The sequence below is a fragment of the Onishia taeanensis genome (genome assembly GCF_003268885.1).
Taxonomy (GTDB): domain Bacteria; phylum Pseudomonadota; class Gammaproteobacteria; order Pseudomonadales; family Halomonadaceae; genus Onishia; species Onishia taeanensis_A.
Map to the genome: position 1 here is coordinate 1 of NZ_QLSX01000017.1, position 25,973 is coordinate 25,973.

Annotated in this window: 26 protein-coding genes and 1 tRNA gene; 13 read left to right on the forward strand and 14 right to left on the reverse strand. The window is 64.9% G+C overall.

The window, feature by feature from the left end; genetic code table 11:
* From BCL93_RS16495 to BCL93_RS16505, 3 genes are all read right to left on the reverse strand, one after another.
* The coding region (locus BCL93_RS16495) for a transposase (protein ID WP_146742510.1) at positions 1-198 on the reverse strand (198 nt) is incomplete at its 3' end.
* A 148-nt stretch (positions 199-346) separates the two neighbouring features.
* Complete coding sequence (locus tag BCL93_RS16500; protein WP_258396703.1) at positions 347-2,314, reverse strand: MFS transporter; 1,968 nt, start codon at positions 2,312-2,314, stop codon at positions 347-349.
* Positions 2,311-2,925, reverse strand: coding sequence for a TetR/AcrR family transcriptional regulator (locus BCL93_RS16505; RefSeq protein WP_112056456.1), 615 nt, complete (start codon positions 2,923-2,925; stop codon positions 2,311-2,313). The genes BCL93_RS16500 and BCL93_RS16505 overlap by 4 nt, the downstream gene beginning before the upstream one ends.
* Before the next feature lie 221 nt (positions 2,926-3,146).
* On the opposite strand from BCL93_RS16505, the gene BCL93_RS16510 reads away from it, so the two are divergent.
* Together BCL93_RS16510 and BCL93_RS16515 are read left to right on the forward strand one after the other, a co-directional pair.
* Complete coding sequence (locus BCL93_RS16510) at positions 3,147-3,833, forward strand: SOS response-associated peptidase (RefSeq protein WP_112056458.1); 687 nt, start codon at positions 3,147-3,149, stop codon at positions 3,831-3,833.
* The gene (locus tag BCL93_RS16515) at positions 3,833-6,733 is read left to right on the forward strand and encodes an insulinase family protein (protein ID WP_258396705.1); all 2,901 of its coding nucleotides are present in this window, start codon (positions 3,833-3,835) and stop codon (positions 6,731-6,733) included. The genes BCL93_RS16510 and BCL93_RS16515 overlap by 1 nt, the downstream gene beginning before the upstream one ends.
* A 211-nt stretch (positions 6,734-6,944) precedes the next feature.
* Here the strand turns inward: BCL93_RS16515 and sbcB are convergent, their stop codons facing one another.
* The 4 genes from sbcB to minC all read right to left on the reverse strand — a co-directional run bounded on the left by sbcB (position 6,945) and on the right by minC (position 10,417).
* Positions 6,945-8,438: an exodeoxyribonuclease I gene (gene sbcB, locus BCL93_RS16520; RefSeq protein WP_112056460.1), complete on the reverse strand. Its 1,494-nt coding sequence runs from the start codon at positions 8,436-8,438 to the stop codon at positions 6,945-6,947.
* A 125-nt stretch (positions 8,439-8,563) separates the two neighbouring features.
* Positions 8,564-8,815: a cell division topological specificity factor MinE gene (gene minE / locus BCL93_RS16525; RefSeq protein ID WP_112056462.1), complete on the reverse strand. Its 252-nt coding sequence runs from the start codon at positions 8,813-8,815 to the stop codon at positions 8,564-8,566.
* A complete protein-coding gene (minD, locus tag BCL93_RS16530) occupies positions 8,812-9,630 on the reverse strand; it encodes a septum site-determining protein MinD (protein WP_112056464.1) in 819 nt (272 codons plus the stop codon). The genes minE and minD overlap by 4 nt, the downstream gene beginning before the upstream one ends.
* Positions 9,631-9,673: 43 nt before the next feature.
* Positions 9,674-10,417, reverse strand: a complete 744-nt coding sequence (gene minC, locus BCL93_RS16535) for a septum site-determining protein MinC (RefSeq protein WP_112056466.1) — start codon at positions 10,415-10,417, stop codon at positions 9,674-9,676.
* A 278-nt stretch (positions 10,418-10,695) separates the two neighbouring features.
* Here minC and BCL93_RS16540 point away from each other — a divergent pair, with 278 nt between their 5' ends.
* Positions 10,696-13,476: a DUF349 domain-containing protein gene (locus BCL93_RS16540; protein WP_112056488.1), complete on the forward strand. Its 2,781-nt coding sequence runs from the start codon at positions 10,696-10,698 to the stop codon at positions 13,474-13,476.
* Positions 13,477-13,616: 140 nt separating this feature from the next.
* On the opposite strand, the gene phbB is transcribed toward BCL93_RS16540, so the two are convergent.
* Positions 13,617-14,363 carry an acetoacetyl-CoA reductase gene (gene phbB, locus BCL93_RS16545; RefSeq protein ID WP_112056468.1) on the reverse strand — a complete coding sequence of 249 codons (747 nt, stop codon included), beginning with the start codon at positions 14,361-14,363 and terminating at the stop codon, positions 13,617-13,619.
* 187 nt (positions 14,364-14,550) lie between these two features.
* On the opposite strand from phbB, the gene BCL93_RS16550 reads away from it, so the two are divergent.
* Positions 14,551-14,627: transfer RNA gene (locus BCL93_RS16550), tRNA-Met, on the forward strand.
* Positions 14,628-15,272: 645 nt separating this feature from the next.
* On the opposite strand, the gene BCL93_RS16555 is transcribed toward BCL93_RS16550, so the two are convergent.
* A complete protein-coding gene (locus BCL93_RS16555) occupies positions 15,273-16,043 on the reverse strand; it encodes a DUF3750 domain-containing protein (RefSeq protein ID WP_112056470.1) in 771 nt (256 codons plus the stop codon).
* Positions 16,044-16,174: 131 nt separating this feature from the next.
* Between BCL93_RS16555 and BCL93_RS16560 the strand changes: the two genes are divergently transcribed.
* Complete coding sequence (locus BCL93_RS16560) at positions 16,175-17,101, forward strand: tetratricopeptide repeat protein (protein ID WP_112056472.1); 927 nt, start codon at positions 16,175-16,177, stop codon at positions 17,099-17,101.
* On the opposite strand, the gene BCL93_RS16565 is transcribed toward BCL93_RS16560, so the two are convergent.
* Positions 17,095-18,252 (reverse strand): MalY/PatB family protein, encoded by a 1,158-nt coding sequence (locus BCL93_RS16565; RefSeq protein ID WP_112056474.1) that lies wholly within the window; start codon positions 18,250-18,252, stop codon positions 17,095-17,097. The two genes, BCL93_RS16560 and BCL93_RS16565, sit on opposite strands and share 7 nt — an antisense overlap.
* A gap of 43 nt (positions 18,253-18,295) precedes the next feature.
* Here BCL93_RS16565 and BCL93_RS16570 point away from each other — a divergent pair, with 43 nt between their 5' ends.
* The 6 genes from BCL93_RS16570 (at position 18,296) to BCL93_RS16595 (ending at position 21,332) form a co-directional block, all read left to right on the forward strand.
* Entirely contained in the window at positions 18,296-18,721 is a 426-nt protein-coding gene (locus tag BCL93_RS16570; RefSeq protein WP_112056476.1) for a hypothetical protein, read from the forward strand.
* A gap of 98 nt (positions 18,722-18,819) precedes the next feature.
* Positions 18,820-19,230 (forward strand): acyl-CoA thioesterase, encoded by a 411-nt coding sequence (locus tag BCL93_RS16575; protein WP_112056478.1) that lies wholly within the window; start codon positions 18,820-18,822, stop codon positions 19,228-19,230.
* Positions 19,227-19,697, forward strand: a complete 471-nt coding sequence (gene ybaK / locus BCL93_RS16580) for a Cys-tRNA(Pro) deacylase (RefSeq protein WP_112056479.1) — start codon at positions 19,227-19,229, stop codon at positions 19,695-19,697. The genes BCL93_RS16575 and ybaK overlap by 4 nt, the downstream gene beginning before the upstream one ends.
* Before the next feature lie 191 nt (positions 19,698-19,888).
* On the forward strand, positions 19,889-20,218 hold the full coding sequence (locus BCL93_RS16585; protein ID WP_112056480.1) for a hypothetical protein: 330 nt from the start codon (positions 19,889-19,891) through the stop codon (positions 20,216-20,218).
* Positions 20,187-20,708, forward strand: a complete 522-nt coding sequence (locus tag BCL93_RS16590; RefSeq protein ID WP_112056489.1) for a DUF501 domain-containing protein — start codon at positions 20,187-20,189, stop codon at positions 20,706-20,708. The genes BCL93_RS16585 and BCL93_RS16590 overlap by 32 nt, the downstream gene beginning before the upstream one ends.
* Positions 20,709-20,780: 72 nt before the next feature.
* Positions 20,781-21,332, forward strand: coding sequence for a TIGR00730 family Rossman fold protein (locus tag BCL93_RS16595; RefSeq protein WP_112056481.1), 552 nt, complete (start codon positions 20,781-20,783; stop codon positions 21,330-21,332).
* Positions 21,333-21,520: 188 nt separating this feature from the next.
* Here BCL93_RS16595 and BCL93_RS16600 read toward each other — a convergent pair whose 3' ends face one another.
* On the reverse strand, positions 21,521-22,030 hold the full coding sequence (locus BCL93_RS16600) for a hypothetical protein (RefSeq protein WP_112056482.1): 510 nt from the start codon (positions 22,028-22,030) through the stop codon (positions 21,521-21,523).
* Positions 22,031-22,127: 97 nt separating this feature from the next.
* Positions 22,128-22,634 (reverse strand): tetratricopeptide repeat protein, encoded by a 507-nt coding sequence (locus tag BCL93_RS16605; protein ID WP_112056490.1) that lies wholly within the window; start codon positions 22,632-22,634, stop codon positions 22,128-22,130.
* A gap of 236 nt (positions 22,635-22,870) precedes the next feature.
* Between BCL93_RS16605 and BCL93_RS16610 the strand changes: the two genes are divergently transcribed.
* Both BCL93_RS16610 and yaaA read left to right on the forward strand, forming a co-directional pair.
* Positions 22,871-23,902, forward strand: coding sequence for an NADP(H)-dependent aldo-keto reductase (locus BCL93_RS16610; RefSeq protein ID WP_112056483.1), 1,032 nt, complete (start codon positions 22,871-22,873; stop codon positions 23,900-23,902).
* Positions 23,903-24,114: 212 nt separating this feature from the next.
* Complete coding sequence (gene yaaA, locus BCL93_RS16615; RefSeq protein ID WP_112056484.1) at positions 24,115-24,894, forward strand: peroxide stress protein YaaA; 780 nt, start codon at positions 24,115-24,117, stop codon at positions 24,892-24,894.
* A 55-nt stretch (positions 24,895-24,949) separates the two neighbouring features.
* Here yaaA and BCL93_RS16620 read toward each other — a convergent pair whose 3' ends face one another.
* Positions 24,950-25,522 (reverse strand): isochorismatase family protein, encoded by a 573-nt coding sequence (locus BCL93_RS16620; RefSeq protein WP_112056485.1) that lies wholly within the window; start codon positions 25,520-25,522, stop codon positions 24,950-24,952.
* A 124-nt stretch (positions 25,523-25,646) separates the two neighbouring features.
* Positions 25,647-25,973 (reverse strand): IS66 family transposase (locus BCL93_RS16625; RefSeq protein ID WP_146742511.1); only part of this gene is annotated, 327 nt, incomplete at its 5' end.

Below are 25,973 nucleotides of genomic sequence, written 5' to 3' on the forward strand. Positions count from 1 at the left end.
TTGATGATGGCAGCGATGGCACTGGTAGAGCCCCCGCGACAGCTGGCAGCCCGTGTTGTTGCCGCAGTCGGGGCACACGAACCCCCTAGGCCAGCGATGCTGGAAGAGGGCTGCCTGGCACTGCGCTTGGGTGCCGTACTGCTCGAGAAATGCCGGCAGCGACAGGCCGGGCTGGAACTGGATAGGATTGCGTGCCATGACGCGACCTCCTCTACTGGACATAACATCAGTATAGGAGAGCCTGGCGAGATGGTGGCTGATCAACATGAGTAATCAGGTTGCTTTATGTCATCCGAAGGGCAAGGTGTCATGCGAAGGGCTACGGAAAGCCCCATCAGGCAAGGCATCATTCGGCCGCGTTGCCGCGAGAGGGAGCTTTTCTGCCGGGCGTGATCCAGGCGTCGGCCTCTTGCTTCAGCGCCTTCACGCGGGCCGCGAGCTCCCCGCGACGAGCCTCGGCAGCGGGCACCGGCTCACCGAACACCAGTGCCACCCGCGCCTGAAACCGTCGCGGCAACCGTGTCAGTGCCGGGCCATCGCGGTTCGAGGTCCAGGAGCCCCACAGCCCGGCGAGCCCCGCCGGCACCACCGGTACTGGGTTGCGAGCGAGAATCAGGTCGAGGCCGCGGCGGAAAGACTGCATCTCGCCATCCCGGGTCAGCCGGCCCTCGGGAAAAACCATTACCACCTCGCCGAGGCGCAGCGCCTGGCTGACCTGATCGAGGGTCCGCCGCAGGCCGCCCGGGTCACTGCGCTCGGAGTCCACTGGAATCGCCCCCACGAGCCGGAATAGCCAGTTCAGCCAGGGTGATTCGTAGATCGGCCGATCCATTAGGAAGCGCAGCGGCCGCGGGCAGGCACCGCCGATCACCAGCGCGTCCATGAAGCTGACGTGATTGCAGACCACCAGGGCCGCGCCACTCGCCGGCACATGGTGGCGACCGCGAAGGCGCAGCCGGTAGATCAGCGCGACCAGCACGAACACCAGCAGGCGCAGCACCGGCCGCGGACGACGCACGACCATTGCCACCCCGACCGCCAGCGCGATGCCTCCAAGGCTTGCCACGAAGCTCTGCAGGTCGAGCCCCAGGACTGACAGCATCAGCCAGCCGTAGCCTGCGGCCACCACCATCAGCAGCGCATTGCAGATATTGTTGGCGGCAATGATCCGCCCTCGCTGTGCTTCGTGGCTACCCAGTTGCAGTAGCGTATAGAGCGGCACGATGTAGATACCGCCACCGAGGCCGACCAGCATTAATCCCCCCAGCATGCGCCAGACCCTGGGGTCATCGAACAGCACCGTCAGCGGCTGCCCCATGGTCGTCGCGCTGTCCACACCGGCCAGCAGCAGGCTGGCGGCACCGAGTATCAGCGCCCCCAGCGGCACCAGGCCAAGCTCCAAACGCCCGCCCGAAAGCTTGGCACAGGCCAGGGCTCCAGCACCGAAGCCGCAGGCGATCGCCACCAGCAGTACGCTCAGCATCGCCTCGGCGCCGCCCGCCACCACTCGAGCCCAGGCCGGCAGCTGTGTCAGAAAGCTTGCGCCCAAGAACCAGAAAACGCTGATAGCGAGAATCGCCGACCACAGCACCGGCGAATGTACGCCGCCGCGCAGTACCTCGATCAGGCTGGAAAGGGGGCGAAAGCGCAATCGCCCCCGCTCGGCTGAGCGCAGGGAGGCATCCGTGGCGGAGCCCTCGGTTGAAGGCTCCGCAGTGTCAACTGGTGGCAGCGCCAGGCTAGCGCCCCACCCCACCAGGGCGACACCCACCAGGGTGGCCATGATCGCCGGGCGCGACAGAGGGTTGGGAAGCGCCGCAAACACCCCGGCCAGCAGCGCACCGGCAAGAATCGCGGCGAAGGTGCCGACGTGAACCCAGGCATTGCCGCGTCCGAGCTCATAGGACGGCAGGTGCTGGGGCAGGATGGCGAACTTGACGGCTCCGAACAGCGCCGACTGCACGCCCATCAGCACCAGCAGCACAAACAGCGCCACCAGGTTCTGGTACCAGACGGCCAGCGCCGCAAGCACCATCAGCACGCATTCGACGAACTTCAACAGGCGCACCAGCCGCCGCTTGTCAAAGCGGTCGGCCAGCTCCCCGCCCCAGGCGGAAAACAGCAGAAAAGGCAGAATAAACAGCCCCGCCGCCAGATTGATGGCCAGCCCTAAGTCCCAGCCAAGGCGCGGCACGGCGACAAAGGTCAGCATCAGCAGCAGGGTGTTGCGGAAGAGGTTATCGTTGAAGGCACCCAGCGCCTGCACCCAGAAGAAGGGCGCGAAGCGACGCTGGGTCAGCAGGCCACGGCTCACACGCTGCCCGGAAGATGCCGCAGCCCGTTCAGCAGGGTCGCAAGCAGCTGGTCGATCAGCTCACCGACCTCCAGCGGCTGCCCCTGCCAGTAGCCCAGCCGCTCGTTGAGGCCAAGCTGCACCAGGCCGTGGACGCTGCCCCACAAGGTACGCGCCAGGCGACGGGATTCCAGGTCATCGATCGCCGGCTGGAACTCCTTTAGGGTGGCTTCAACCCGCACGAACAGCGCCTCGATCATGTCGTTCTGACGCTGATCGAGTTCACCCTCCTGTGCCAGCGGGTAATCGAACAGCAGCTGCCAGCGAAAAGGCGCCGCCTTGGCGAAATGCCAGTAGGCCGTGGCCAGGCCGGTTAGCCGTGCCTGGGGACCGCCGTCATCAAGTCCCTCGATGGCACCGCGCAGATGAGCCAGGGTCTCGATATTGACGTGCTGCAGGAGGTTGTTGAAGCTGCCGTAGAGCTTCAGCAGGGTGCTGGGAGCACAGCCGACCTCGCGGGCCAGCGCTCGCAGCGACAGCGTATGTACGGGGTGCTCTTTGAGCCAGGCATCGCAAGCTGCCATGACCTGAGCATGCAACGCCTCGGGCGCGTGCTGTCTGGGACGTGCCATTGCATCCTCGCAGGTACGCTGAACGGCTAGGGGGTCTAAAGCGACAGTGTCGCATATCTCGAACAGCGTTTTATATCAGCATACCGCCCCATCATACAAACACAACCTCGACAGTGGGACGGCCTGCATGCTTTGCAGCGCCCGGGCTCTTGGGTACCCTGAGCCACCGCGCGCCCCGCGTTGACGTGCCAAATACGCGCCAAGAAGACACTGGAGAGCCCATGGCCGGTCGCCTGCATATTGCGCCACTTGACCTGCCCCGACTGCTGCCCGAGCTCACGACCGACGAGCCGCTGCTAACCGGCGCCAACCTGGCGCCCCGCCAGGGGCTGTCGATGATCCGCCTCGATGCCGGCCGGCCGCACCTGCGCCGGGCCTTCTGGGGGCTGACCCCGCCGTGGCTCAAGGTGCTCGACCACGCCCCCCATTGCGCCCGCGCGGAAAGCCTCGATGAGCGCAAGATGTTTGCCGAAGCCTTCGCCGCCCGTCGCTGCCTGGTCCCGGTCAGCGGCGTCTATGTGTGGCGCGCCATGCCACGCGGCAAACAGCCCTACCTGGTGACCCGCGTCGATCGCGGCCCCCTGCTGCTGGCCGGCCTGTGGGCGCGCTATCACACCACCCTGAGCGCCTTTCACGACTCAATGGCACTGATCACCGTGGCGGCGCCGCCACTATTAGCGCCGCTCAGCGACCGCCTGCCGGCGGTGATCGATGCCGACCGGGCAACGGCCTGGCTCGACCCGGCCATCCCACTCGACGAGGCCCGCGCCATGCTGAATCCCGCATCCAGGGAACTGTTGGGCGCTTTTCCGGTATCAAGACGAGTGAATCACCCGCTGAACCAGGAATGGGCCTGTGGCCACCCCACCGGCCCCATGCTGCGCTGGCAGCCCGCACAGGAGTCATGATGACCGCCACCACCCGCCTTGCCACACCTCGCCGCTACCGCGACAGGCTGGCACGCCTGGCCCTTGGCAGCGCCTTGCTGATGACCCTCATCGCACCGGCGCTGGCCAGTGCTTCGGCGACCCCCGACATGTCGCCCCAGGCCTCACAAGAAGCGCTGTCCAAGGCTGACGCCACCACGCTGAAAACCAGCCCCAACGACAGCCGCGACTATCGCCTGCTGACCCTCGATAACGGTCTGACCGTTCTGCTGGTCAGCGACAGTGAGGCCGACAAGGCCGCCGCCTCGATGAACATCGACGTAGGCAGCTCAAACGACCCCAAGGATCTCGCTGGCCTTGCCCATTTCCTCGAGCACATGCTGTTCCTGGGCACCGACGCCTACCCGGCCGCCGACGCCTACCAGTCGTTCATCAATCAGCATGGCGGCAATCACAACGCCTTCACGGCAAGTCAGGATACCAACTACTTCTTCGACATCGAGCCCGACGCCCTATCCGGCGCCCTGGATCGTTTCAGCCAGTTCTTCATCGCGCCCCGCTTCAACGCCGACAAACTGGAGAGCGAGCGCAACGTGGTGCATTCTGAATATCAGGCGCGGCTGCGTGATGACGGACGCCGCGAGAATGATGCACTCGATCAGGTGCTCAACCCCGACAACCCGACCACCGGTTTCTCGGTGGGCAGCCGCGCCACCCTGACCCTGCCCGAAGACGCCGAGACGCCGCTTAGGCAGCGAGTCATCGAGTTCTTCAAGGCCCACTACGGCGCCGGCGTCATGCACCTGGCGCTGGTGGCACCCCAGCCGCTGGATGATCTGGAGGCCTTGGTCCGCGAGCGCTTCGCGGCGATTCCCAACCGCGGCCTTAGCCGCGCCAAGGTCGACGCACCTCTGGTGCGCCCCGATAGCCTGCCGCTGTCCCTCGAGGTCGCTTCGCTGCGGGACGAGCGCCAGCTGCGCTTCTACTTCCCGGTACCCGACCCCGAACCCTTCTATGCCACCAAGCCCGCCTCTTACATTGCCAACCTGCTTGGCCATGAGGGACAGGGCAGCCTGCTCGAGCAGTTGCGCGAAGCAGGGCTCGCCGACGGCCTGTCGGCAGGCGTCGGCCGCGGCGATGGAACGCATGCCCTGTTTACCGTCGGCATCAGCCTGACGCCCGAGGGTGCCCGACAGATACCGCGGATTCAGGAAAGCCTGTTCGCCGCCATCGACAGGATTCGTCAGCAAGGGCTCGACCCCTGGCGCTATCAGGAACAGGCCCGTCTTGCCGAGCAGGAATTCCGCTTCCAGCAGCACGGTGACCCTCAGCATGACGCCACGCGTCTGGCCATGAACCTGGCGCACTACCCGAGCCGTGACGCCCAGTTCGCTCCCTATCGCATGGACGGCTTCGACGAGGCCCGCACCAAGGACTACCTGGCGGCCCTGACACCGGACAATCTGCTGAGGGTCTACCGCGCCCCCGATGTCGAGGGCACGGCCACCTCGCCCTGGTTCGATGCCCCCTATCGCATCGATCAGGCCCCGGACTGGGCGAGTGCCTCGCCCATCGGCGAACTGTCACTGCCCGAACCCAATCCCTATATCGCCAAGGACCTGAGCCTGGGCGACGTTGAGAACGCAGCGCCCAAGCGCCTGCTAAAGACTCAGGGCGCCGAGGTCTGGCACCAGGCCAACGTCGACTTCGACACCCCCAAGGTGGAGTGGCGTTTTAGCCTGCAGCACCCGGCGGCGGCTGCCAATGCCCGCGATGCGGCTCTGACCCGGCTGCTCGCCGGCTGGCTCAACGACAGCCTCAACGAGACGCTCTACCCGGCAAGGCTGGCCGGCCATCAGTTCAATGCCTATGCCCATGCCCGCGGCATGACCCTGGCCTTCTCCGGCTGGCGCGATCGCCAGCCCCGCCTGATTGAGCGAGTGCTCACTCAACTGACGCAGGGCGAGATCACCGAAGACAGCGTCGAGAGAGTGCATCACCAGCTCGAACGCGAGTGGCGCAATGCCCCCGAGGCAGCGCTCTATCAGCAAGCCAACCGCGCCCTCGGCGAGGCGCTGCTGCGCCCGCAATGGCCCGCGGCAACCCTGCTCGACGCCATTGACGACCTGGACGCCGAGGCGCTGCGCGACTATCGCGACAGCTACCTCGGTGCGCTGCATCTCGAGGCCATGGCGGTGGGCGACCTGTCGGCCGAGACCGCGCGAGCCACCGGCGAATCGGTCATCACCATCCTGGCACCGACGCTGGATGCCAAGGCCGTGCCTGACCTCGAACCGCTGGATATCTCCAGTGCCCTGCCCAACCTGCATCCCCACAGCACCCGTCAGGACTCTCTGGTGCTGCGCTATCTGCAGGGCCAGAACCGCAGCCTGGACGAACAGGCACGCCTGGCGGTGCTCGGCCAGCTAATCTCCACGCCCTTCTACACCCGGCTGCGCACCGAGCAACAGCTCGGCTACATCGTCAGCGCCAGCTACATGCCGCTGCTCGAAGCGCCGGGCATGAGCCTGCTGGTGCAGTCACCGGATACCGACAGCGAGATGATCGGCCAGCGCATCACGGCTTTCCTCGACGAGTTCGACCAGACCCTCGCCGATCTCGACGATGCCACCCTGGCCCCCTACCGGCAGGCCGTGCATGACAGCCTGCTGGAGCGCGACACCTCGCTGGGTGCGCTCGCCAATCGGCAATGGCAGGCGCTGGCACGCGACGATATCGGCTTTGACCAGCGCGAGCGCCTCGCAGAAAGGGTATCGGCGATCACGCCGGCCGCATTGCGTGAGGCCTGGGCCGAACTGCGCAAGGCGCCGGCCGCCAACATCACCTTCGATCCCGGCGACAGCCCCAGCGACCTGCTGGCACTGACGGCCGACCTGAGGCCGCTACCCGACGCCAACTGACCTCCCGCTCCACGCTGTCCGCGGCGCCGTTTCTCAGCGCCGCGGCAAGCGTCCGACTGACACCAGATGCCGACAGGACGATGCCTAACACGACGACGCCCGGACCTTTTCATGGATCCGGGCGTCGTCATTTTGATGCGGCGCTGTGGTGCGTCGTCGTTACCGTTGCGCAATAGCGGAGGCTTGGGCGGCGGTAAGGCTTTTTAGCGGCTCAGGCGCCGAAGGCCTGAGCCGGCATGATCGCTTCGACATGCATCACCAGTTCCTCGAGGACCTGGCGCTCGCCGTCCTCAAGGCTGACCTGATTCAGGCGCTCGATTTCCCGGGCGAAGCTCTGCAGGGTCAGGCCGCCCAGGCTCGCATCGTTCATGCGCGACCAGCGATAGGCATCCCACTGGGTCTGTTCTTCGCCTTCCAGGGTGTCGGGATAGCTGCGTGCCCGGAAGCGGAACAGCATTTCCTCGAGGCGCGGATCCTGAAAGGCGAAGCTGGCGCCGACCAGATCCCAGGGGTCCGAGTCCCGCACCCGCTGCATCTGTTGGCGATCCGCCGGCGAGAAGAAACCGCCGGAGTAGAGCATCAGGTCCGGGTCCTGCGGGCCCTCGGGGGGCGGCTCGGCGAACACACCGGCAGCGCGGCTGGCTGCTTCGGGAGCGGCTGAAAGCTGCTTCCAGTGCTCGCGACAGGTCGGCAGATCGAGCCCCAGGCGTTCAACGATAGCGCCGTACTCGCCGCGGCGCTCGCCGCTTGTGTCCTTCAGATAGCTCACCGGCATCAGCACCGGACTCTTGTTGAGGTGAATCACCTTGAGCGGAATGCGGGTCTCCCCCTCGGCGAGATCATCGGCACCGACGAACACCCGGGCGCGTATTTCCTCCACCGACAGCTCGAACAACGGCGTCGGGTCCATCGCCAGGTCGTAGACGATCACCCCGTTGGGGTTGCTGGGATGCTCGGCCAGCGGCATCACCAGGGCGCTGCAGGCGCGGCTCGCCGGGTAACGGCGCGAGATGTGCAGCAGCGGCTTGCGCGAGGCGATGTCCAGGCGCTTGGCGACCTCGCGCTTGCTGCGCAGCGCCAGCAGGTAGTCGAAGAGCCCCGGATTACAGGACTTGAGCAGTCGTGCCAGAGCGATGGTAGCGCGAACGTCGGCCAGGGCGTCGTGGGCGCCGGCATGCTCGATGCCGTTGGCGGCGGTCAGGTGCTCGAGCTTGAAGCTCGGTGCACCATCCTCGCGCTTGGGCCACTCGATGCCCTCGGGGCGCAGGGCATGGAAGGCACGCACCACGTCGATCAAATCCCAGCGCGAATTGCCGTTCTGCCACTCCCGGGCATAGGGATCCAGGAAATTGCGATAGAAGAGATGGCGGCTGACCTCATCATCGAAGCGCAGGCTGTTGTAGCCCAGGGCACAGGTGCCGGGCTCGCTCATGGCGTCGTTGATGATGCCGGCAAATTCGGCCTCGGGAACGCCACGGCGCTGGGCCTTCTGCGGCGTGATCCCGGTGATCAGGCAAGCCTGTGGGTGCGGCAGGTAATCGTCGGCGGGCTTGCAGTAGACCTCGATCGGCGCGCCGATCTCGTTGAAGTCGGCATCGGTACGGATCGCGGCGAACTGCGAGGGCCGATCCCGGCGTGGGTCGGCCCCGAAGGTTTCGTAGTCGTGCCACAGGAAGGTCCGCGGAGCGGCGGGGGACGGCGCCATGACAGGCTCTCCAGGCAGTCTAAATGACGCCCAGCCTAGCACAGTCCCCCGCGCGGCTCAGCCACGTCATTCTGCCAAGCGATTCAGACAAGTCATTCGGCCGACACGTCATTCAGCCAAGCGACTCAGTTTCGCGGCAGGGTCACGTTGAGCTCGAGCACCGAGCAATCCTCGTCGCGATCGAGGCTGATGTTGATGGCATCCTGCTCGACCTTCACGTAGCGGCGGATCACCTCCAGCAGCTCGCGCTCCAGCATCGGCATATAGTCCGGCTGGTCGCGCTGACCTCGCTGATGGGCGACGATAATCTGCAGCCGCTCCTTGGCGACCGACGCGGTCTTCTTGCGCTCACCTCTCAAGAAATCCAGCAGTTTCACCGACGACCTCCCCCGAACACGCGGCTCAGCAGCCCTTTCTTCTGGTACTCGTGGAAACGCAGCGGCACTGTCTCACCGAGCAACCGCGAAACGGTGTCGGTGTAGGCCTGGCCGGCATCGCTCTTCTGGTCGTGGGTGACCGGAATGCCCTGGTTGGACGCCCGCAGCACTGCCTCGGACTCGGGGATCAGACCGATCAGATCGATGGCCAGGATCTCGCAGATGTCGTCGAGGTTGAGCATGTCACCGCCGTCGACCCGGGACGGGTTGTAGCGGGTGATCAGCAGGTGCTCCTTGACCGGGTCGCGATTCTGCTCGGCGCGACGGGTCTTGGAGGACAGCAGGCCGAGAATGCGGTCGGAGTCACGCACCGAGGACACCTCGGGGTTGGTCACCACCACCGCTTCGTCGGCGAAGTACATCGCCAGCTGGGCACCGCGCTCGATGCCGGCCGGCGAGTCGCAAATGATGAAGTCGAAGTCCTGAGTCAGGGCATCGAGGATCTTCTCGACGCCTTCGCTGGTCAGGGCATCCTTGTCGCGGGTCTGGGAGGCCGGAAGGATGTGCAGGTTTTCGACGCGCTTATCGCGAATCATCGCCTGATTGAGTCCGGCGTCGCCCTGAATGACGTTGACTAGGTCATACACCACGCGGCGTTCGCAGCCCATGATCAGGTCAAGGTTGCGCAGGCCCACGTCGAAGTCGATCACCACTGTTTTATTGCCGCGCAGCGCCAGCCCAGTAGCGATGGCGGCCGCACTGGTCGTCTTGCCAACCCCACCCTTGCCGGAGGTCACTACAATGATCTTGGCCAAGATAAGCTTCCTGTTGCTAATGAGATAACGGAGCGTCGGACCCTCAGGTCAACGCGACGATCGCCAGCTGATCCTCGCGCAAGCTGACCTGAACGGTGCTGCTCAGCAAGCGCGGGTCGATATCTTCCAATCGCTTGTAGTTGCCGGCCACCGACAGCAGCTCGGCGTGCAGTTCGCGACAGAAGATGGCGGCGTCATGATCGCCGTGGATGCCGGCCAGCGCCCGGCCCCGCAAGGCGCCGTAAACATGAATATTGCCTGCCGCCAGCACCTCGGCACCGGCATTGACCGCACCGATCACCACCAGATCCCCTTCCTGGGCACTTAACTGCTGGCCGGAACGGACGGTTCCGCGATAGATGCGTCCCGCCGGGGTCGACTCGGTGCGCGCGGCGTCCTGTGCCGAAGCGGCATCGTCCGCCTCGCTTTCATTGGCCACGCTCTCGAGCGCGCGCGGGCGCACCTCTTGGGGCGGGAACCAGCCAAGGCCTAGCGCCCAGGCGGACTGCTTGACCGGATCAGTCCCCCCGCGCACCGCAACCGGCAGCAGCTTGTTGGCACGGCAGACCGCGCAGATGCGCTCTAGCGACAGATGCGGCTCATCGAGCCTCTCGACGCTGAGCACCACAGGCGTGTGCTGGAAGAAGGCCGGAGACTGGCTGAGTTTGCTTTCTAGCTGGTCACGGATGCGCTCGGGATCAGCGCTGGTCAACTCCATGACCGTCATGGGCAACATGCCACCCTTAAAGGTAAATGCCATGCTGGCCCTATCCATCTTGAGGCTCATTGCCGGACTCCGCAGGGGGTGATGAAGGTTAAAGCTAAGCGAGGGATAGCGACCCTGCAACTGATCATAAGACCAAGAGGCCAAGCTGTCAGTGATTGTCTTGCCCGAGTTGTGCCTGACGAGCCTTTATTTACGCCTGGAAAGCAGTCCATTCAGCCGCCTGAGGAGCGATGCCTCCAAGACGGCGGGACTTTTCCGTCCCTTCGTCACATGCTTAGATGGAGAGTCACCGCCATGGCGCGGCACAGGTCGCGCCTATACAGGAACGCAACATCATCATGTCAGGAAAGACACTCACAGGATGGCTTCATCGTCTGCTGGCGCCCCGCTGGCAGCACCCCGATGCCGAAAAACGTCGCGAAGCCGCCGAGCGACTCGATGCCGCTCGCCCAGAGGAACATCGTCGGCTAGAGACGCTGGCGCGGGATCAGGACGCCCGAGTCCGTCAGGCAGCCCTGTCACAGATCGGCGACCCGGAAACGCTGCTGACGATGATGGATGATGCCGCCTCGCCGGAATTGACGACACGGCTGGTCGCCTTACTGGTTGGCCGTGAGCCCGGCGTCAGCCTGGACCGCCGTCTGGCACTGGTCGAGCGCCTCGATCAACCGCGCCTGTTGAGTGACATCACGCTGCAGGGCGATAACCAGCAGCTGCGGCTGACGGCGCTGGCGCGGATAGACGATGAAGAAACGCTGATCCAGCAGGCCTGCGAGAACGGCATCGCCACCGTGCGCCGTGCTGCAGCCGAGCGCATCGAGAGCGAGGAGGGGCTGCGCGAGCTGTCTCGCCGCGCCCGGCGCGACAAGCAAATTCATCGGCTGGCCCGCGAAGCCCTTGGCCGGCGTCGCGCCAATGCGACTCAGGCCGCCGCCGCCCACGAGAAACGCGAGCGGCTGCTCAGCGCCCTGGAGGCACATGTCACTCACGCCTGGGAGCCCCTTTACGCCGGCCGATACCGACACCTGAAACGCGAGTGGGAAGCCCTCAAGGACCTGCCCAGCGCCGAGCAGGAGCGTCGCTATCAGGATGCCTCCCTGGCATGCCGCAAGGTGATCAGCGACCACGAGGCTCATCAGCAGGCCGCCGAAAGCGTTCATCAGCAGCGCGAAAGCGACGACGAGACCCGCCTTGGCCTGATCGAAGCGCTGGAAGAAAGCCTCGCCGGGCTTCGCCAGAACGACCGTCTTACCGGTCAGGACATGGCCAGCCTGCGCGCCCAGCGGCGCCTGCTGGACCAGCGCTGGGAAGAACTCTCCGACCGCCATCCGCCGCAACGTGAGCTTCGCGAGCGCCACAGCCAGGCCCTGGCCGACTATCATCACCTGGATGTCGCCTGGGCGAGGCTCGAGCAACATGCCGATACCCTGGAACGCGCGGTCACCGATCATGATCGCGACCGTCTATTGGCGCTGCTCGAAACCATCGACTGGCCGGACGACCTGCCATCCTTGGACGCTATCGAGCGTGCCCGCGCCCAGCTCAATCACCCCTCGTCATCACAGGCAACGGCGAGCCGCGAGGAGATCGAGCGCGGCCTTTCGACCCTCGATGAAAAGCTCAAGCGCGGCGCCTTCAAGGCCGCCAGCCGCCTGCATCAGCAACTGCGACAGCAGCTGGAGGCGCGACCGGCAGACGATCGCCTGGCGCTCGAGGGCACCCTCAAGCGCCAGGGCGCTCAGCTAGCCGAACTGCGTGACTGGCGTGGCTTCGTTGCCGCTCCCAAGCGTGATCAGCTATGTCAGGCCATCGAGGCCCTGGCCGACGATGGCACTCTGGCCGCCGACGTGCTGGACCGCCGCCACCGCCGACTGATCAAGGAATGGAAAGCACTGGGTGACGCCGCCGCCACCCGCGAGCTATCCCAGCGCTTTCGCCAAGCCTCCGAGCGCATCCATACGCGCCTGGCGCCCTGGCGAGACCAGCAGCAAGCCCAACGTGTCCAGAACCTCGAGATGCGCCAAGCACTGTGCGGCCAGCTTGCGGCCCTGCTGGACGCCCCCGACCCTGAGGCCGACCCGGACGCACTGCGCGAGATTCGCGACAAGGCCCGCGAGCAGTGGCGACGCTGCACGCCGGTACCTCGCCAGCAGGCGCAAGCTGTCGGCCAGCGTTTCGCCACGCTCAGCCACAACCTTCAGACGCTGATCGACCGCCGAGCCCAGCAGATCGCTACCGCCAAGCGCGAGCTGATCACCGAGGCCCGTCGCCTCAGCGAATCGTCTCAGCCAGCGACCCAGCGCGCCCAGGACGCCAAGGGCCTGCAGCGACGCTGGCGTGCCCTGGGGCGTGCGCCCAAGGGCGAGGAACAGGCCCTGTGGCGGGAATTCCGTAATCTGTGCGACGAGATCTTCGCCAGCCGCGAGGCCGAATACGATGACCAGGCCTCCCGCGCGAAGGCGCGCCTGGACGCCATGCAGGCCATGATCGATCGCTTCGATGCCTGGCAGCCGTCCTCGAGCGCCGACGAGCCGGTACTCGAGCAGGCCATCGCCGAAGTCGATGCGCTCAAGCCGCTACCGCCCGGCCGGCGCACCGAGGGCATGCGCAAGCGCTGGACCGGTATCGTGCGCGCTCGCCGCGAACGGCTGGCACGGCTGGCAGTTAACGAGGAGATTCTCGCCTGGCAGTCCCTGCAGGCCCTGCTCAACGCTCATCTCGACGCTGACCGCAAGGCGCTGGACGGCCTGGCACCCAGCGATGTTCCCGCCGCCGAAGGCCTTAGCGGCGACATGCTGAAGGCGCACCAGGCACGCAATGCCGCCCGGCGCAGTCCTCCGCCTCCAGACACCGTCAAGGACACCCTGACCCGTCTGCGGGTGCACCTGGCGCTACTGGCCGGTAGCGGGCTCGCCCACCAGGACGAACCCCTGCGCCTGGCCATTCAGGTCGAGCGGCTCAACGAAGGCCTGGGCCAGGAGCCGACACGCGCCGAAGAGCTGCACAACGTCTTGTGCGCGCTGCTGGCCACCGGGCCGATGCCTGCAGAGCACTGGGAGCATGAAGCGCCGGAGCTCGATGCCCTGCTGCACCAGATGCTGCCCCTGCCACCGCCCTGATCCCCTGGCGGCCTGTTCAGCCGCGCCCTACGCCCGCGTTACCAACGAAGAGACCCGAAGCCTTGGCTTCGGGTCTCTTGTTGGCATGCCTTCTATCGTTCTTGTAGGCGTACGAATCACACATCAGACGTTGATGACTATCAGCCCATGAACTGGCCACCGTTGATGTCCAGATTGGCGCCGGTGATGAAGCCGGATTCCTTGTCGGCCAGGAAGACCACCGCCCGGGCGATCTCTTCCGGGGTGCCATAGCGCTTGACCGGAATGCCCTCGCGAATCGCCTCGCGCACCTTCTCGGGAATCTTCATGATCATGTCGGTGGCGATGTAGCCAGGCGACAGGGTATTGACGGTAATGCCCTTGGTTGCGGTCTCCTGCGCCAGTGACATGGTCAGGCCATGCATGCCGGCCTTGGCGGCGGCATAGTTGACTTGGCCGAACTGGCCCTTGCGGCCATTGATCGAGGAGATGTTCACGATGCGGCCATAGCCATGTTCGAGCATGTCTTCGATAACGCCGCGACAGGTGTTGAAGACGCTGTTGAGGTTGGTGTCGATGACCTCGTGCCATTGATCCGGCGTCATCTTCTTCATGGTGCCGTCACGGGTGATGCCGGCGCAGTTGACCAGCACACTGACCGGCCCGTACTTGTCGCGGATCTCAGTCACCCCCGCGACACACTCTTCATAGTTGGTCAGGTCGACACCTGACAGTGCGATGTTGTCGAAGCCATCGGCCTGTTGAGCGGCGAGCCACTGCTTGGCCTTTTCGGGGTTATGGTAGCCGGCAACGACCTGATAGCCCTCCTTGGCAAGGGCACGACAGATTGCCGTTCCAATGCCACCGGTACCCCCAGTAACCCACGCGACGGGTGCTGCGTTAGCCATAATATATCTCCCTGATAGATGACTGTGTGCTACAACGTGCTTCGGTCAGTATGGACCATTACCGCGTCGACACCCCCGAGCATGGCAACCCACCCAGTCACTTTCAATTCATACAGATCACACTCCACCGTCTTCGATTCAACTCTTGACCCAGCGCAAATATCGTGTAGTATATGCCTCAAGTTGATGCGGGGTGGAGCAGTCTGGTAGCTCGTCGGGCTCATAACCCGAAGGTCATCGGTTCAAATCCGGTCCCCGCTACCAAATATAGAAAAAGCCGATACTCATTCGAGTGTCGGCTTTTTTGTGTCTGGCTGGCATCTCAACACCACCGCGATACACCCGCCCATGAGCCCGACGGTCATCGGTTCGCTCTGGTTTCAACGTCGGCGGTCCCCGCTACCCAATATAGAAAAAGCTGATACTCATTCGAGTGTCGGCTTTTTTGTGTCTGGCTGGCATCTCAACACCACCGCGATACACCCGCCCATGAGCCCGACGGTCATCGGTTCGCTCTGGTTTCAACGTCGGCGGTCCCCGCTACCCAATATAGAAAAAGCTGATACTCATTCGAGTGTCGGCTTTTTTGTGTCTGGCTGGCATCTCAACACCACCGCGATACATCCGCCCATGAGCCCGACGGTCATCGGTTCGCTCTGGTTTCAGCGTCGGCGGTCCCCGCTACCCAATATAGAAAAAGCCGATACTCATTCGAGTGTCGGCTTTTTTGCGTCTGGTTGGCATCTCAACACCGCAGCGATACATCCGCCCATGAGCCCGACGGTCATCGGTTCGCTCCGGCTTCAACGTCGGCGGCCCTACCCAATATAGAAAAGCCGATACTCACCAGCGTATCGGCTTTTCTGTCTGGCTTGCACCTAAGAACCACAGCGAACTGTTTGCCCTGACTTAGCGAGGAACGCCGTCGCCTTGCACCGGTTCCGCGGCTCCCAGGCGGCCGATTCCGGGCAGTTTAAGAGCGGGCGGCCAGAGGTCGATGCCCAACGTCAGGCCCAGTAGATTCACTTCCAGCCCTTCATCCCGAGCCAGCAGAACACCCACCAGCCCTCCGAGTGCCAACTGGTAGCCACTGCCACTGGGCGCATCGGCCAGCACGCCGTCGAACAGGTAATCTTTGCCCAAGGCATGGGCCGGCAATGTCACCTCGAGCCCAGGGACCTCGCGCACGATCCAGGCGATGAAGGTATTGCTGTTGGGGCCCGGCCAGGCGCGATAGCGGTCCGGGGCCGGGTAGCGAGCCACTGCGGTCTCGATGCGGGGAATCAGCTTGGCCGCCGAGGCGCCGCGATAGTCGGCGAGCAGCCGGGGCGGGTTACCATACCAGGCACGATCCGGCGGCCCCCACTGACTAACCACGGTGGGTCGCCGCCAGCTCAGCACCTGATGGCGGCGATAGCCCTCGGCACCAGCAGCCTTGGTGGCGATCCAGGTATGCACGGCGAAGGCCCCGCGCCAGCTGTAAGCCCTGGCTGCATAGACCTGAACCACCGCCTCCGGCGTCACGGCTGGCGCCGGCGCCAGCCCTGCGGGCCGACGATCGGCATCCGACCAGTGGGTGTCGAGATCGACCCGCTCACCGGCCAGCATCCACAGCGGCCCCGCCAGCAATAGCGCCACGCCAGCGAGCATCACCAGCAGCCCCTTCATCATCTGCGCCATCCTCGCTCCCACGCGCTCCCCCTATACCAAAGTGCCACAGCATGGCCGCGCGCCTTGGGTCGGACACCTTGAATCTCCGGCTCACCACCCGCATCTAACGGGTAAATTCCCAAACACTCAAGGTAGCCTGCATGCCGATCGTCGACCCGCGCAGTGGCGCCCCCCTGAATCCTGAAGCAGAAGCCGGTGATGCGGCCGGTGCCGATTCCGCCGCCTACATCGTCGATCTCGACATGAGCAACTTCCAGCAGGTGGTGCTGGAAGGCTCGATGAATACACCAGTGGTACTGGACTGCTGGGCCCCCTGGTGCGAACCCTGCAAGAACCTGACCCCGGTTCTGGAAAAACTGGCCCGCGAGTACAACGGCGCCTTCGTCCTGGCCAAGCTCAACATCGAAGATCATCAGCAGATCGCCGCGCAGTTGGGCATCCGCTCGGTACCAGACGTCAAGCTGATCATGCAGGGCCAGCTCTACGATGAGTTCCAGGGCGCGCTGCCGGAAGGCCAGATCCGCGAGTGGCTCGGTAAGCACATCACGGCTGCCGCTGCCCCGGAGGCCTCGCCAGAGGAACAGGCAGAAGCGGCGCTCGCAGCCGGCGACCCGGCCACCGCCCGGGCGATCTACCAGCAGCTGGTGCAGGACAACCCCCAGCATCATGACTATCAGATCGACCTGGCTAGCGCCGTGCTGGCAGAGGGTCAGCCTGAGGACGCCAAGGCGATCCTCGACAACCTGCCGCCGGAGCACCGCGATGCGCCGCGAGCTCGGGGCGTTCGGGCACGGCTCGAGTTCGGCGAGGAAGCCCCAGACGCCGAAACACTAGCCGCGCTTGGTGACCGCGACGACAGCGAGGCGCAGTTCCTGCGCGCCCTGCGCCAGGTCGCCGACGGCGACTATGAGCCCGGCCTCGACGCCCTGCTGACGCTGATGAAACGCGACCGGGCCTACGGCGACGATGCCGCCAGGAAGACGCTGCTGCGGGTCTTCGACGCCCTCGGCGCCGACCACCCGCTGACGGTGACCTATCGCCGCAAGCTGTTCGCGCAGCTCTACTGAGCCAGCACCCGGTCGAGGCGGGTAAGCGCCTCGTCCAGTTGAGTGCGGGTGGTGCCGAAGTTGAGTCGCACGAAGCCCGGCCAGCCGAAGTCGGCACCGTCCGAGAGCGCCACCCGCGCTTTCTCCAACAGCACGCGCTGCGGCGACGCCCCCAGCCCGGCCTGTCGCAGGTCGAGCCAGGCGAGATAGGTGGATTGGGGCGCGCTCATCGATACCCCCGGCCAGCCGGCCACCGCCTCGGCAAGGCGCACCCGATGCCCGCGCAGGGTCTCGAGCAGCGCCTGACGCCAGGGCTCACCGTGACGATAGGCGGCATCGGCGGCGACCAGCCCCATCAGGTTGACGTCCGGCAGCAGGCCACGCCCGGCGGCGATAAACTGTCGGCGCAGCCCGGCGTCCGGAATCACCGCGCAGGCAGCGGTCAGACCGGCCAGGTTGAAGGTCTTGGAAGGCGCCCAGAGGGTGATGATGCGCGCGGCCAGGGCCGGGAATAGCGCCGCCAGCGGCCGGTGGCGGGCGCTTTCATCCAGCAGCAGGTCGCAGTGCAGCTCATCGGAGACCACCAGCAGATCGTGGCGCTCGACCAGTTCGGTCAGGCCATTAAGCTCTTCGGTGTTCCAGGCCCGCCCGGTGGGGTTGTGCGGCTGACACCACAGCAGCAGCCGGGTTTCGGGGGTGATGGCCGCCTCCAGCGCCGCCAGGTCGAGCCGCCAGGGCTCTCCCGGTGCCGCGGGCTCGGCAAGAGCTGCGGTCTGCGCACGCCGTCCGGTGCGCTCGGCGACCTTGAGGAAAGGCGGGTAGATCGGCGTCACCGTGAGGATGCCGTCCCCCGGCTCGGTAAAGGCCAGGCTCGCCAGGTGCAGCGCCGGCACCACCCCCGGCAGCCAGTGCTGCCACTCAGGCTTGATCGGCCAGTCGTAGTGCTCACCGCTCCAGGCGCACAGCGCTTCGCGCAGGCCGTCAGGCACCACGCCGTAGCCGAACACCCCGTGGTTGACTCGCGCCTCAAGGGCCTCGATCACCGCTGGTGGCGAACGGAAGTCCATGTCGGCGACCCACAGTGGCGCCACGTCCTCGTCATAGCGCTGCCACTTCTGGGACGGCCAGTCGGGATGTCGCCGGGCCACCGGCGTGGCAAAATCAAACTGCATGCTGCCTCCTGTATCGTTCATCATCCTTGGGAATTCCTTGAACATGCCCGAAACCCCTTTCTATGCCAAGGCCATGCGCGGCGCCTCAAGCCTGGTGGGGCACTGGCTGCTGCTTGGCCAGGCCACGCCGGAGCGCCTGGCCATGATTCTTGCCGACACGGCCCGGGTCGCCAAGCTCGGCGAACCGGAAGAGACGCCGAATGGCGCCACCCTCGAAGCCTGGGGCAGCGGCACCCAGCCACCGCTGTGGGCGGCCCGTGCGGCGAGCTTCCTGCTCATGCAGATGCCGGCCAGGCCGGCCCCCCGCGACGAGATGGAAGCCTGCGCCTGGGCCTACTGCTGGCTGCGCAACCGCGACTTCGACAGCTTCGAGGACGCCGAAGCCGCGCTGCCCGACCACCTGCGTGAAGCGCTGGTCGAGGCGCTGCCCGCGGCCTGGGCGGATCGCCTCAGCCAGCGGCTGATCTAGCCCGCACCGAGCCGTTCGCGACCATGGGTGACTTGCCCAAAGGTCGGCGCGGGGCAATGCTGAGTCTCTTCTTTCTTTCTGCTGCACCGGAGCATTTGATGTTCGTCACGACCCTCGACCCCGCCTTTCACGACACCGATGCCTTGGGGCACATCAATAACACCCGCCTGCCGGCCTGGTTCGAACAGGCGCGCACCGATCTGTTTCGGCTATTCACGCCGGATCTCGACCCGCGCAAGTGGCAGTTGATCCTGGCACGCCTGGACGTGGAGTTCCTGGCCGAGCTGCACTACGGCACCAGTGTTGAAGTGCGCACCTTCCTGACCCGGCTTGGCAACAGCTCCTTCACGGTGACACAGGAAGCCAGGCAGCACGGCCAGCTTTGCGCCCGCGGCAATACCGTGATGGTGCACTACGATCATGACGAGAAGCGCGCCAAGAAAATCGAGGGTGATCTACGCACGGCCCTCGAAGAGCACCTGCAGGCGCCCACCGAGGCCAAGGCATGACGCCAGCGGTTCGCGCCCTGGAGGCGGCAAGCATCGACTTCCAGCTCACCGAGTACGCCCATGACCCTCGGGCCGAGGCCTTCGGCGAGGAGGCCGCGAAGGCACTGGGCCTGGCATCACAGACCGTTTTCAAGACGCTTCTGGCTAAGCTGGACGACGGACGCCTGGTAGTAGCGCTGGTGCCGGTGAGCGCACGGCTCGACCTCAAGGCACTGGCCCGTGCGGCCGGCGCGCGCAAGGCGACCCTCGCCGAGCCGGCGCTTGCCGAACGCACTACCGGCTATGTGATCGGCGGCATCAGTCCACTGGGCCAGAAAAAGCCGCTGCCGACCTTTCTCGATGACAGCGCCATGGCACTCTCGACGCTGCATGTCAGCGGCGGCCGCCGAGGCCTGGAGATCGGCCTAGCGCCGGACGACCTGGTCGCACTGACCGGCGCCCGGTCAGTGACGCTTGCACGGACCTGAACCGGGACGCGAGCACGCGCCCTGGCAAGCAACGACGCTGACCGGTACCTGGGCGCCCTGGGCTATCCTGGTGTCAGCGGTTTAAGCCGTGAGCCGAACGCCAATGGCCGCGGTCCTAATAGCAACCCTCTTAGCCAGCATCCCCTTAGCAACAGACCCGCGCAGCAACCCCTGTCCAACCAGGAGGCGTCATGGCCATTCGCTATACCCTGTGGCTCGACCCGGACGACGTGGCTCGCCACCGTGCCGTTGAAGCCGATCTCGAGCATTACTTCGTCGAGCGCTTCGCCGACTTCCCGCACATCCGCTTGTTCGGGCATGACCCTTACGATTATGATGCGCCGTTCAATCGCCTCTACGATGCACTCCTGGCACGGGCCAATGACTACTGCGAGCGCCATTGGCGCTACGTGCCCACTCCGGTGCAGCTCAACACGGCATTCTTCCGTGCCGTGGGGCGCTCGAACAAATTTCTGCGAGACCCCCAAGATGGTGATCCACACCGATCAGACCCCGAATGAACGCCAGCTGGCGATCATCACCGAACAGCTCGGCCGGCCGCCCCGCGGCACCATGGCGGTAGCCGCCACCGACGGCGAACACACGCCGCTGGTGTTGCGCATGGCGCCGATCGTGGAAGGCAAGCCCTTTCCCACGCTCTACTGGCTGAGCAGCGAACGGCTCAAGGTGGAGCTGTCTCGCCTCGAGGCCCGCGGCGTGATCAAGGAACTCGAGGCCCGCCTTCAGCAGGAACCCGACTTCCTGGCCGCCTACCACCACAGCCATGAGGACTACGTGGCCCGCCGCTGGCGCTTCATGGACGAAACCCAACGCGCCGAGGTCGAGCGCCTGGGCTATGCCAAGGTCCTCACGGAGCGCGGCATCGGCGGTATCAGCAACTGGGATCAGGTACGCTGCCTGCATACCCAATATGCCCATCACCTATGCGATGACAACGTGATCGGCCAATGGCTGGACGCTGAATTTGGCGTCATCGACTGCCTGCCCTGAGCGGGCTACACGACCTAGCTGCAGGGCTAAGCGAAGACGCGCTAGGATAGTGGCCTGATCAAGGAGCATTGCATGTCGAACATCTGTGTTTATCTGGGCTCTCGGGAAGGGAGCGATCCTTGCTTTCGCGAGGCCACCGTGGCGCTGGGCCGTGAGATCGGCAAGCGCGGTCATCGCCTGGTCTATGGTGGTGCACGCGTGGGGCTGATGGGCGCCCTGGCCAATGCCGTGCTCGACGCCGGCGGAGAAGTGATCGGCGTGATGCCGGACCACTTGGTGGAGCGCGAACAGGCCCACCATAGCCTGACGCAGCTGATCCGCGTGGCCGACATGCATGAGCGCAAGGCCACCATGGCGGCCAGGGCCGATGCCTTCGTTGCCCTGCCCGGCGGCATCGGCACCCTCGAGGAGCTGTTCGAATCCTGGACCTGGCAATACCTGGGCCTGCATGACAAGCCGATTGCCGTGCTCGATACCCAGGATTTCTTTGCCCCGCTGCTGACCTTCCTCGACAGCCTGGTCAGCCAAGGCTTCCTCGACGGCCATACTCGGGACGCCCTAAGTTCGGCGCCGACACCGTCCACGTTGCTGGATAGCCTAGAACAGCAGCTGGTCTCCGCCTGAGCCGCAAATGCCAGCACGACTAAACGACGGCACTAAACGACGACCGCCCGGCACTTGGCCGGGCGGTCGTCGTTCAGTTCTATGAAACGTTCAGGACTATGAAAATTACCGTCGTACCGGCGAACTACATAGGCAACGTGCAAGGGTGACGTGCAGAGGTGGCGTGTAGAGAAGAGAGGCGAGAGAGACTAATCGCCACTCTCGGCCCGGGACAGCGCCAGGGTGCGCTCGTAGGTGAGCTGCAACAGCCGGGCATCTTCGCCGGCGCGGTGACGCTGAATGCCTCGCTCGGTGATCAATGCTTCCTTGGCGGTGCTCCACAGCTCCAACTGACGCTCATCGAGCAGACGGCGCAGGGCCTCGAGACGGAAGCGCGGCAGCATCCCGGCATGGTGGAACAGCAGGGACATCCAGGTGTTGTCGTAGCCCCAGCTATCGCTGTAGGCGATGCCAATCTCGGCCAGCTCGTCGTTGAGCCAGCGCGCCACCTCGATCACCGGATGCCCCTCGCGCTGAAGGCGTGCACGGGAGATGCCGTGCAGGAGCTCGGCCTTGGGGTCCCAATGGGTCCACTCATCCAGCGGCTGGATCAGGAAGGCGCAGGTCGAGCCATCGGCGCGTGCCAGTCCGATCTCGATCGGATAGCTGCCGCGCCCAAAACCGGACGCTTCGATATCCAACAGGGTAGGCAGCGTCACGACATGGACATCCTTTGTGGATCTGACGAAGAATCGGCGGCTCCTCCTCGAAACCGCCACTGGCCCTAGCCTATCGGCTCAGGGCGCCAGGGTCGACTCAGTGACAGAGAGAAGCCGCGGGCGCGGTTTCCTCGGCGATGCACTGATCGGACAGGGCCTGCCAGTGCGCGGCACGCAGCGGGTCTACGGCTAGCCCCAGCATACCGCTACGGTAAGCATCGGCCAGGCGTTCTGCGGCCAGAGGATGGCCGGCCTCGCCCGCGCGGGCGTACCAGGTCACCGCCTTGTCATCACGACGCGGATACTGAGCACAGCCATGTTCGAAAATGCGTCCGGCCTGATATTGGGCGCTTACGTCGCCCTGCCGCGCGGCCTCCATCACATAGCGAGCCCCCTTGGCCTTGTCCTGGGGACGGATCGCACGATGGAACAGCATATGCCCATAGACCGACAGCGCGGAGATGTGACCCGCTTCTGCGCAGCGCTGATAGAGGTGCATCGTCAAGCGCTGGGTGCGTCGCGAACGCGGCAACCAGCGATTATGGAAGAGCTGTTCCGCCAGTCGATATTCGAGACGGGTTACCAAAGAAGATGCCTGATGCATGGCAAACAACCTAGCGTCTTGTGTAACGAGGAAATGCGCTCGCCGGAATCCGACGACCGTCATCGTGTCACCGTACTAATAACTAGATAACTAGTGGCCATCCGGGCGCCGCCGGGGCAACGGGGACGCAAGCATACGCCCCCCATGCAGGGGACTCAACCCCCGTATTTGCCGCCGGCAAAAGCCGCCGCTACCATGCCGATTCACCCCGCGTTTTTCCCTGATTGGAGCGAGACATGCAAACGCGACCGCTTGGCGATACCGGCATCGATGTCAGCCGGCTGTGCCTTGGTACCATGACCTTCGGCGAGCAGAACAGCGAAGCCGAAGCGCACGAGCAACTCGACCGCGCCACGGCGTTTGGTATCAACTTCATCGACACGGCCGAGATGTATCCCGTGCCGCCCAAGGCCGAGACCCAGGGTCTGACCGAAGCCTACGTGGGCAGCTGGCTGAAGGCCCGCGGCACCCGCGATGACGTAATCCTCGCCACCAAGGCGGCCGGCCCCGGGCTTGATCATATCCGCGGCGGCCCGCGGCTGACCCGCGAGCATATCCACCAGGCCATCGACGCGAGCCTTACGCGGCTGAACACCGATTACGTGGACCTCTATCAGCTGCACTGGCCCGACCGTAACGCCAACTTCTTCGGCAAGCTCGGCTATGAGGCCAAGGAAGACGAAGACGCCACCGCTCTCGAAGAGAGCCTGTCTGCCCTCAAGGAGCTGGTCGATGCCGGCAAGGTGCGCGCCGTCGGCCTCTCCAACGAGACGCCCTGGGGCGTTATGCACGCTCTCTCCCTGGCCGACCGCCTGGGTCTGCCACGAGTCGCCAGCGTGCAGAACCCCTACAGCCTGCTCAATCGCAGCTATGAAGTCGGCCTCGCTGAGATCAGCCATCGCGAGCGCGTCGGGCTGCTGGCCTATTCACCACTGGCCTTCGGCGTGCTCTCCGGCAAGTACCTGGACGGTGCCCAGCCGCCCAAGGGCCGCCTGACCCTCTTCGAGCGCTTCAAGCGCTACACCTCGCCGCTGGCCGATGAAGCGACCCGCGCCTATGTCGAGATCGCCCGCGAACACGGCCTGGACCCGGCCCAGATGGCGCTGGCCTACGTCAATTCACGGCCGTTCCTGACCAGCAACATCATCGGCGCGACCACCATGGAGCAGCTCGAGAGCAACCTGGCGAGCGAGTCGCTCAAGCTGGGCGACGAAGTGCTCGAGGCCATCGAGGCCGTGCATACCCGGCTGCCGAACCCTAGCCCCTAATGGCTCATTTCCCCTAGGAGACTATCGGGCAAGGCCCTTTTATAAGCCTATCCTATTCCCGGCGGCCAACGCCGGGAATGGTATCCCCTCCCACATCGCCGGACTATCGTCGCCATAGCTCCCCGGTTATCCCCGTGTTCCGGGGCGGCTTGATATACTCGACGCCTAACGACGGGCCCAGCGCCCATGCCGACTGTTCATAGGAGCGCCCCATGCTGAGCGTGATTTCCCCCGCCAAGACGCTGGATTTCGAGACCCCGCCAAGCACCGATACCTACAGCCAGCCCGATTATCTCGAGCGCAGCCGTGAACTGATCGATGTCTTGCGCGACTACTCGCCCCAGCAGCTCAGCGAGCTGATGGGCATCAGTGACAAGCTGGCCGGCCTCAATGCCGCCCGCTTCGCCGAGTGGCAGACGCCCCTGACCCCGGACAACGCCAAGCCAGCGGCGCAGGCCTTCCAGGGTGATGTCTATGTGGGCCTTGAGACCACAAGCTTCAGCGAGGATGACAATGCCTTCGCCCAGAACCACCTGCGCATTCTCTCCGGCCTCTATGGCCTGCTGCGCCCGCTGGACCTGATCCTGCCCTACCGTCTGGAAATGGGCACCAAGCTTGCCAATCCGGCCGGTAAGGATCTGTATGCCTACTGGCGAGACACCCTGACCCGCGACCTGGATCGAGCGATCACGGCAAGCGGCAGCCCGGTGTTGGTTAACCTGGCATCCAACGAGTACTTCAAGGCCATCGACACCAAGAAACTCACCGCGCGGGTGGTCACCCCGGTATTCAAGGACGAGAAGAACGGCCAGTACAAGATCATCAGCTTCTATGCCAAGAAGGCCCGTGGCCTGATGAGCGCCTGGATGATCCGCGAGCGCCTCGACGATCCCGAGGGCCTCAAGAACTTCGACGTGGCTGGCTATCGCTACAATGCGGCCATGTCAGAAGGCAATACGTTGGTCTTCACCCGCGCAGAAGGCGCATCCTGAGGCTCACGGCGCTGCCTCAGAGCCTTGGCCTGCAGCTGACTGAGACGTCGTCAGCTCAAAAACGCAGGAGGCGCGCCGCCCGGGGCTTGAGGAAGTCTCGGTGCGCCGCCTTGAAGGCCTCGTCGTCGCAGCGCTCGAGCCACTCGTAGGCCGCCATGTCGGCGCTGATCACCACGCCACCGGCAGCCACTACCCGCTCCCTGGCCAGCCGCGCCTCGTCATGGCGCCGGCTGGCACATGCTTCGGCAAGCCAGTACACCCGGTAATCTGCCGCCAGCAGCCCTAGCGCCGTCTGCAGCACGCAGATATGCGCCTCGCTGCCGCAGATCACCACCTGCTTGCGACCAAGCTCGGCCAGCGCCTTGGCGAAGGGCGGCTCCTGCTGGGCATCGAAGTGCACCTTCTCCCAGCGGCGTGCCTCCGGCGCCGCCGCAAGCAGCCGTGGGTCGACGGCGCCCAGGCCTGCCGGGTATTGCTCAGTCATCCAAACCGGCACCTCAAGCGTCCGCGACAGGCCGGCAAGCCAAGCCGCCTCGGTGACGGCCTGTTCACCGCCGTCGATCACCGGTAGCAAGCCGGTCTGAAGATCCACGATCAACAACAGGCTGGTCGTACGGTCGAGTCGCATCTCAGGTTTTCCTCACCAGTGACGTTATGGATTCAGCATAGGCGCCGAAGCGGGTATTCTGGCAGAGAATCGAATCACCCCTTAGGAGTCTTGTAAGCGTTCGCCAAACACCGCTTGTCAGTGATCAGACGTTGTGCTGCCAGTGATGGGGCAGAAGCTCGTGGATCTGGCTGGCCTTGTGTGTCGGTAGCCGTTCCAGCACGTCCTTCAGGTAGGCATAGGGCTCGTGGCCGTTGAGCTTGGCGCACTGGATCAAGCTCATGATGGTAGCGGCGCGCTGGCCACTGCGCAGTGACCCGGCGAATAGCCAGTTGCTGCGGCCCAGCGCCCAAGGGCGGATCAGGTTCTCGACCCGGTTGTTATCGATAGGGAGTCGGCCGTCATCCAGATAGCGCGTCAACGCCGCCCAACGCTTCAGGCTGTAGTCCAGCGCTTTCGCCGTCGCCGAACC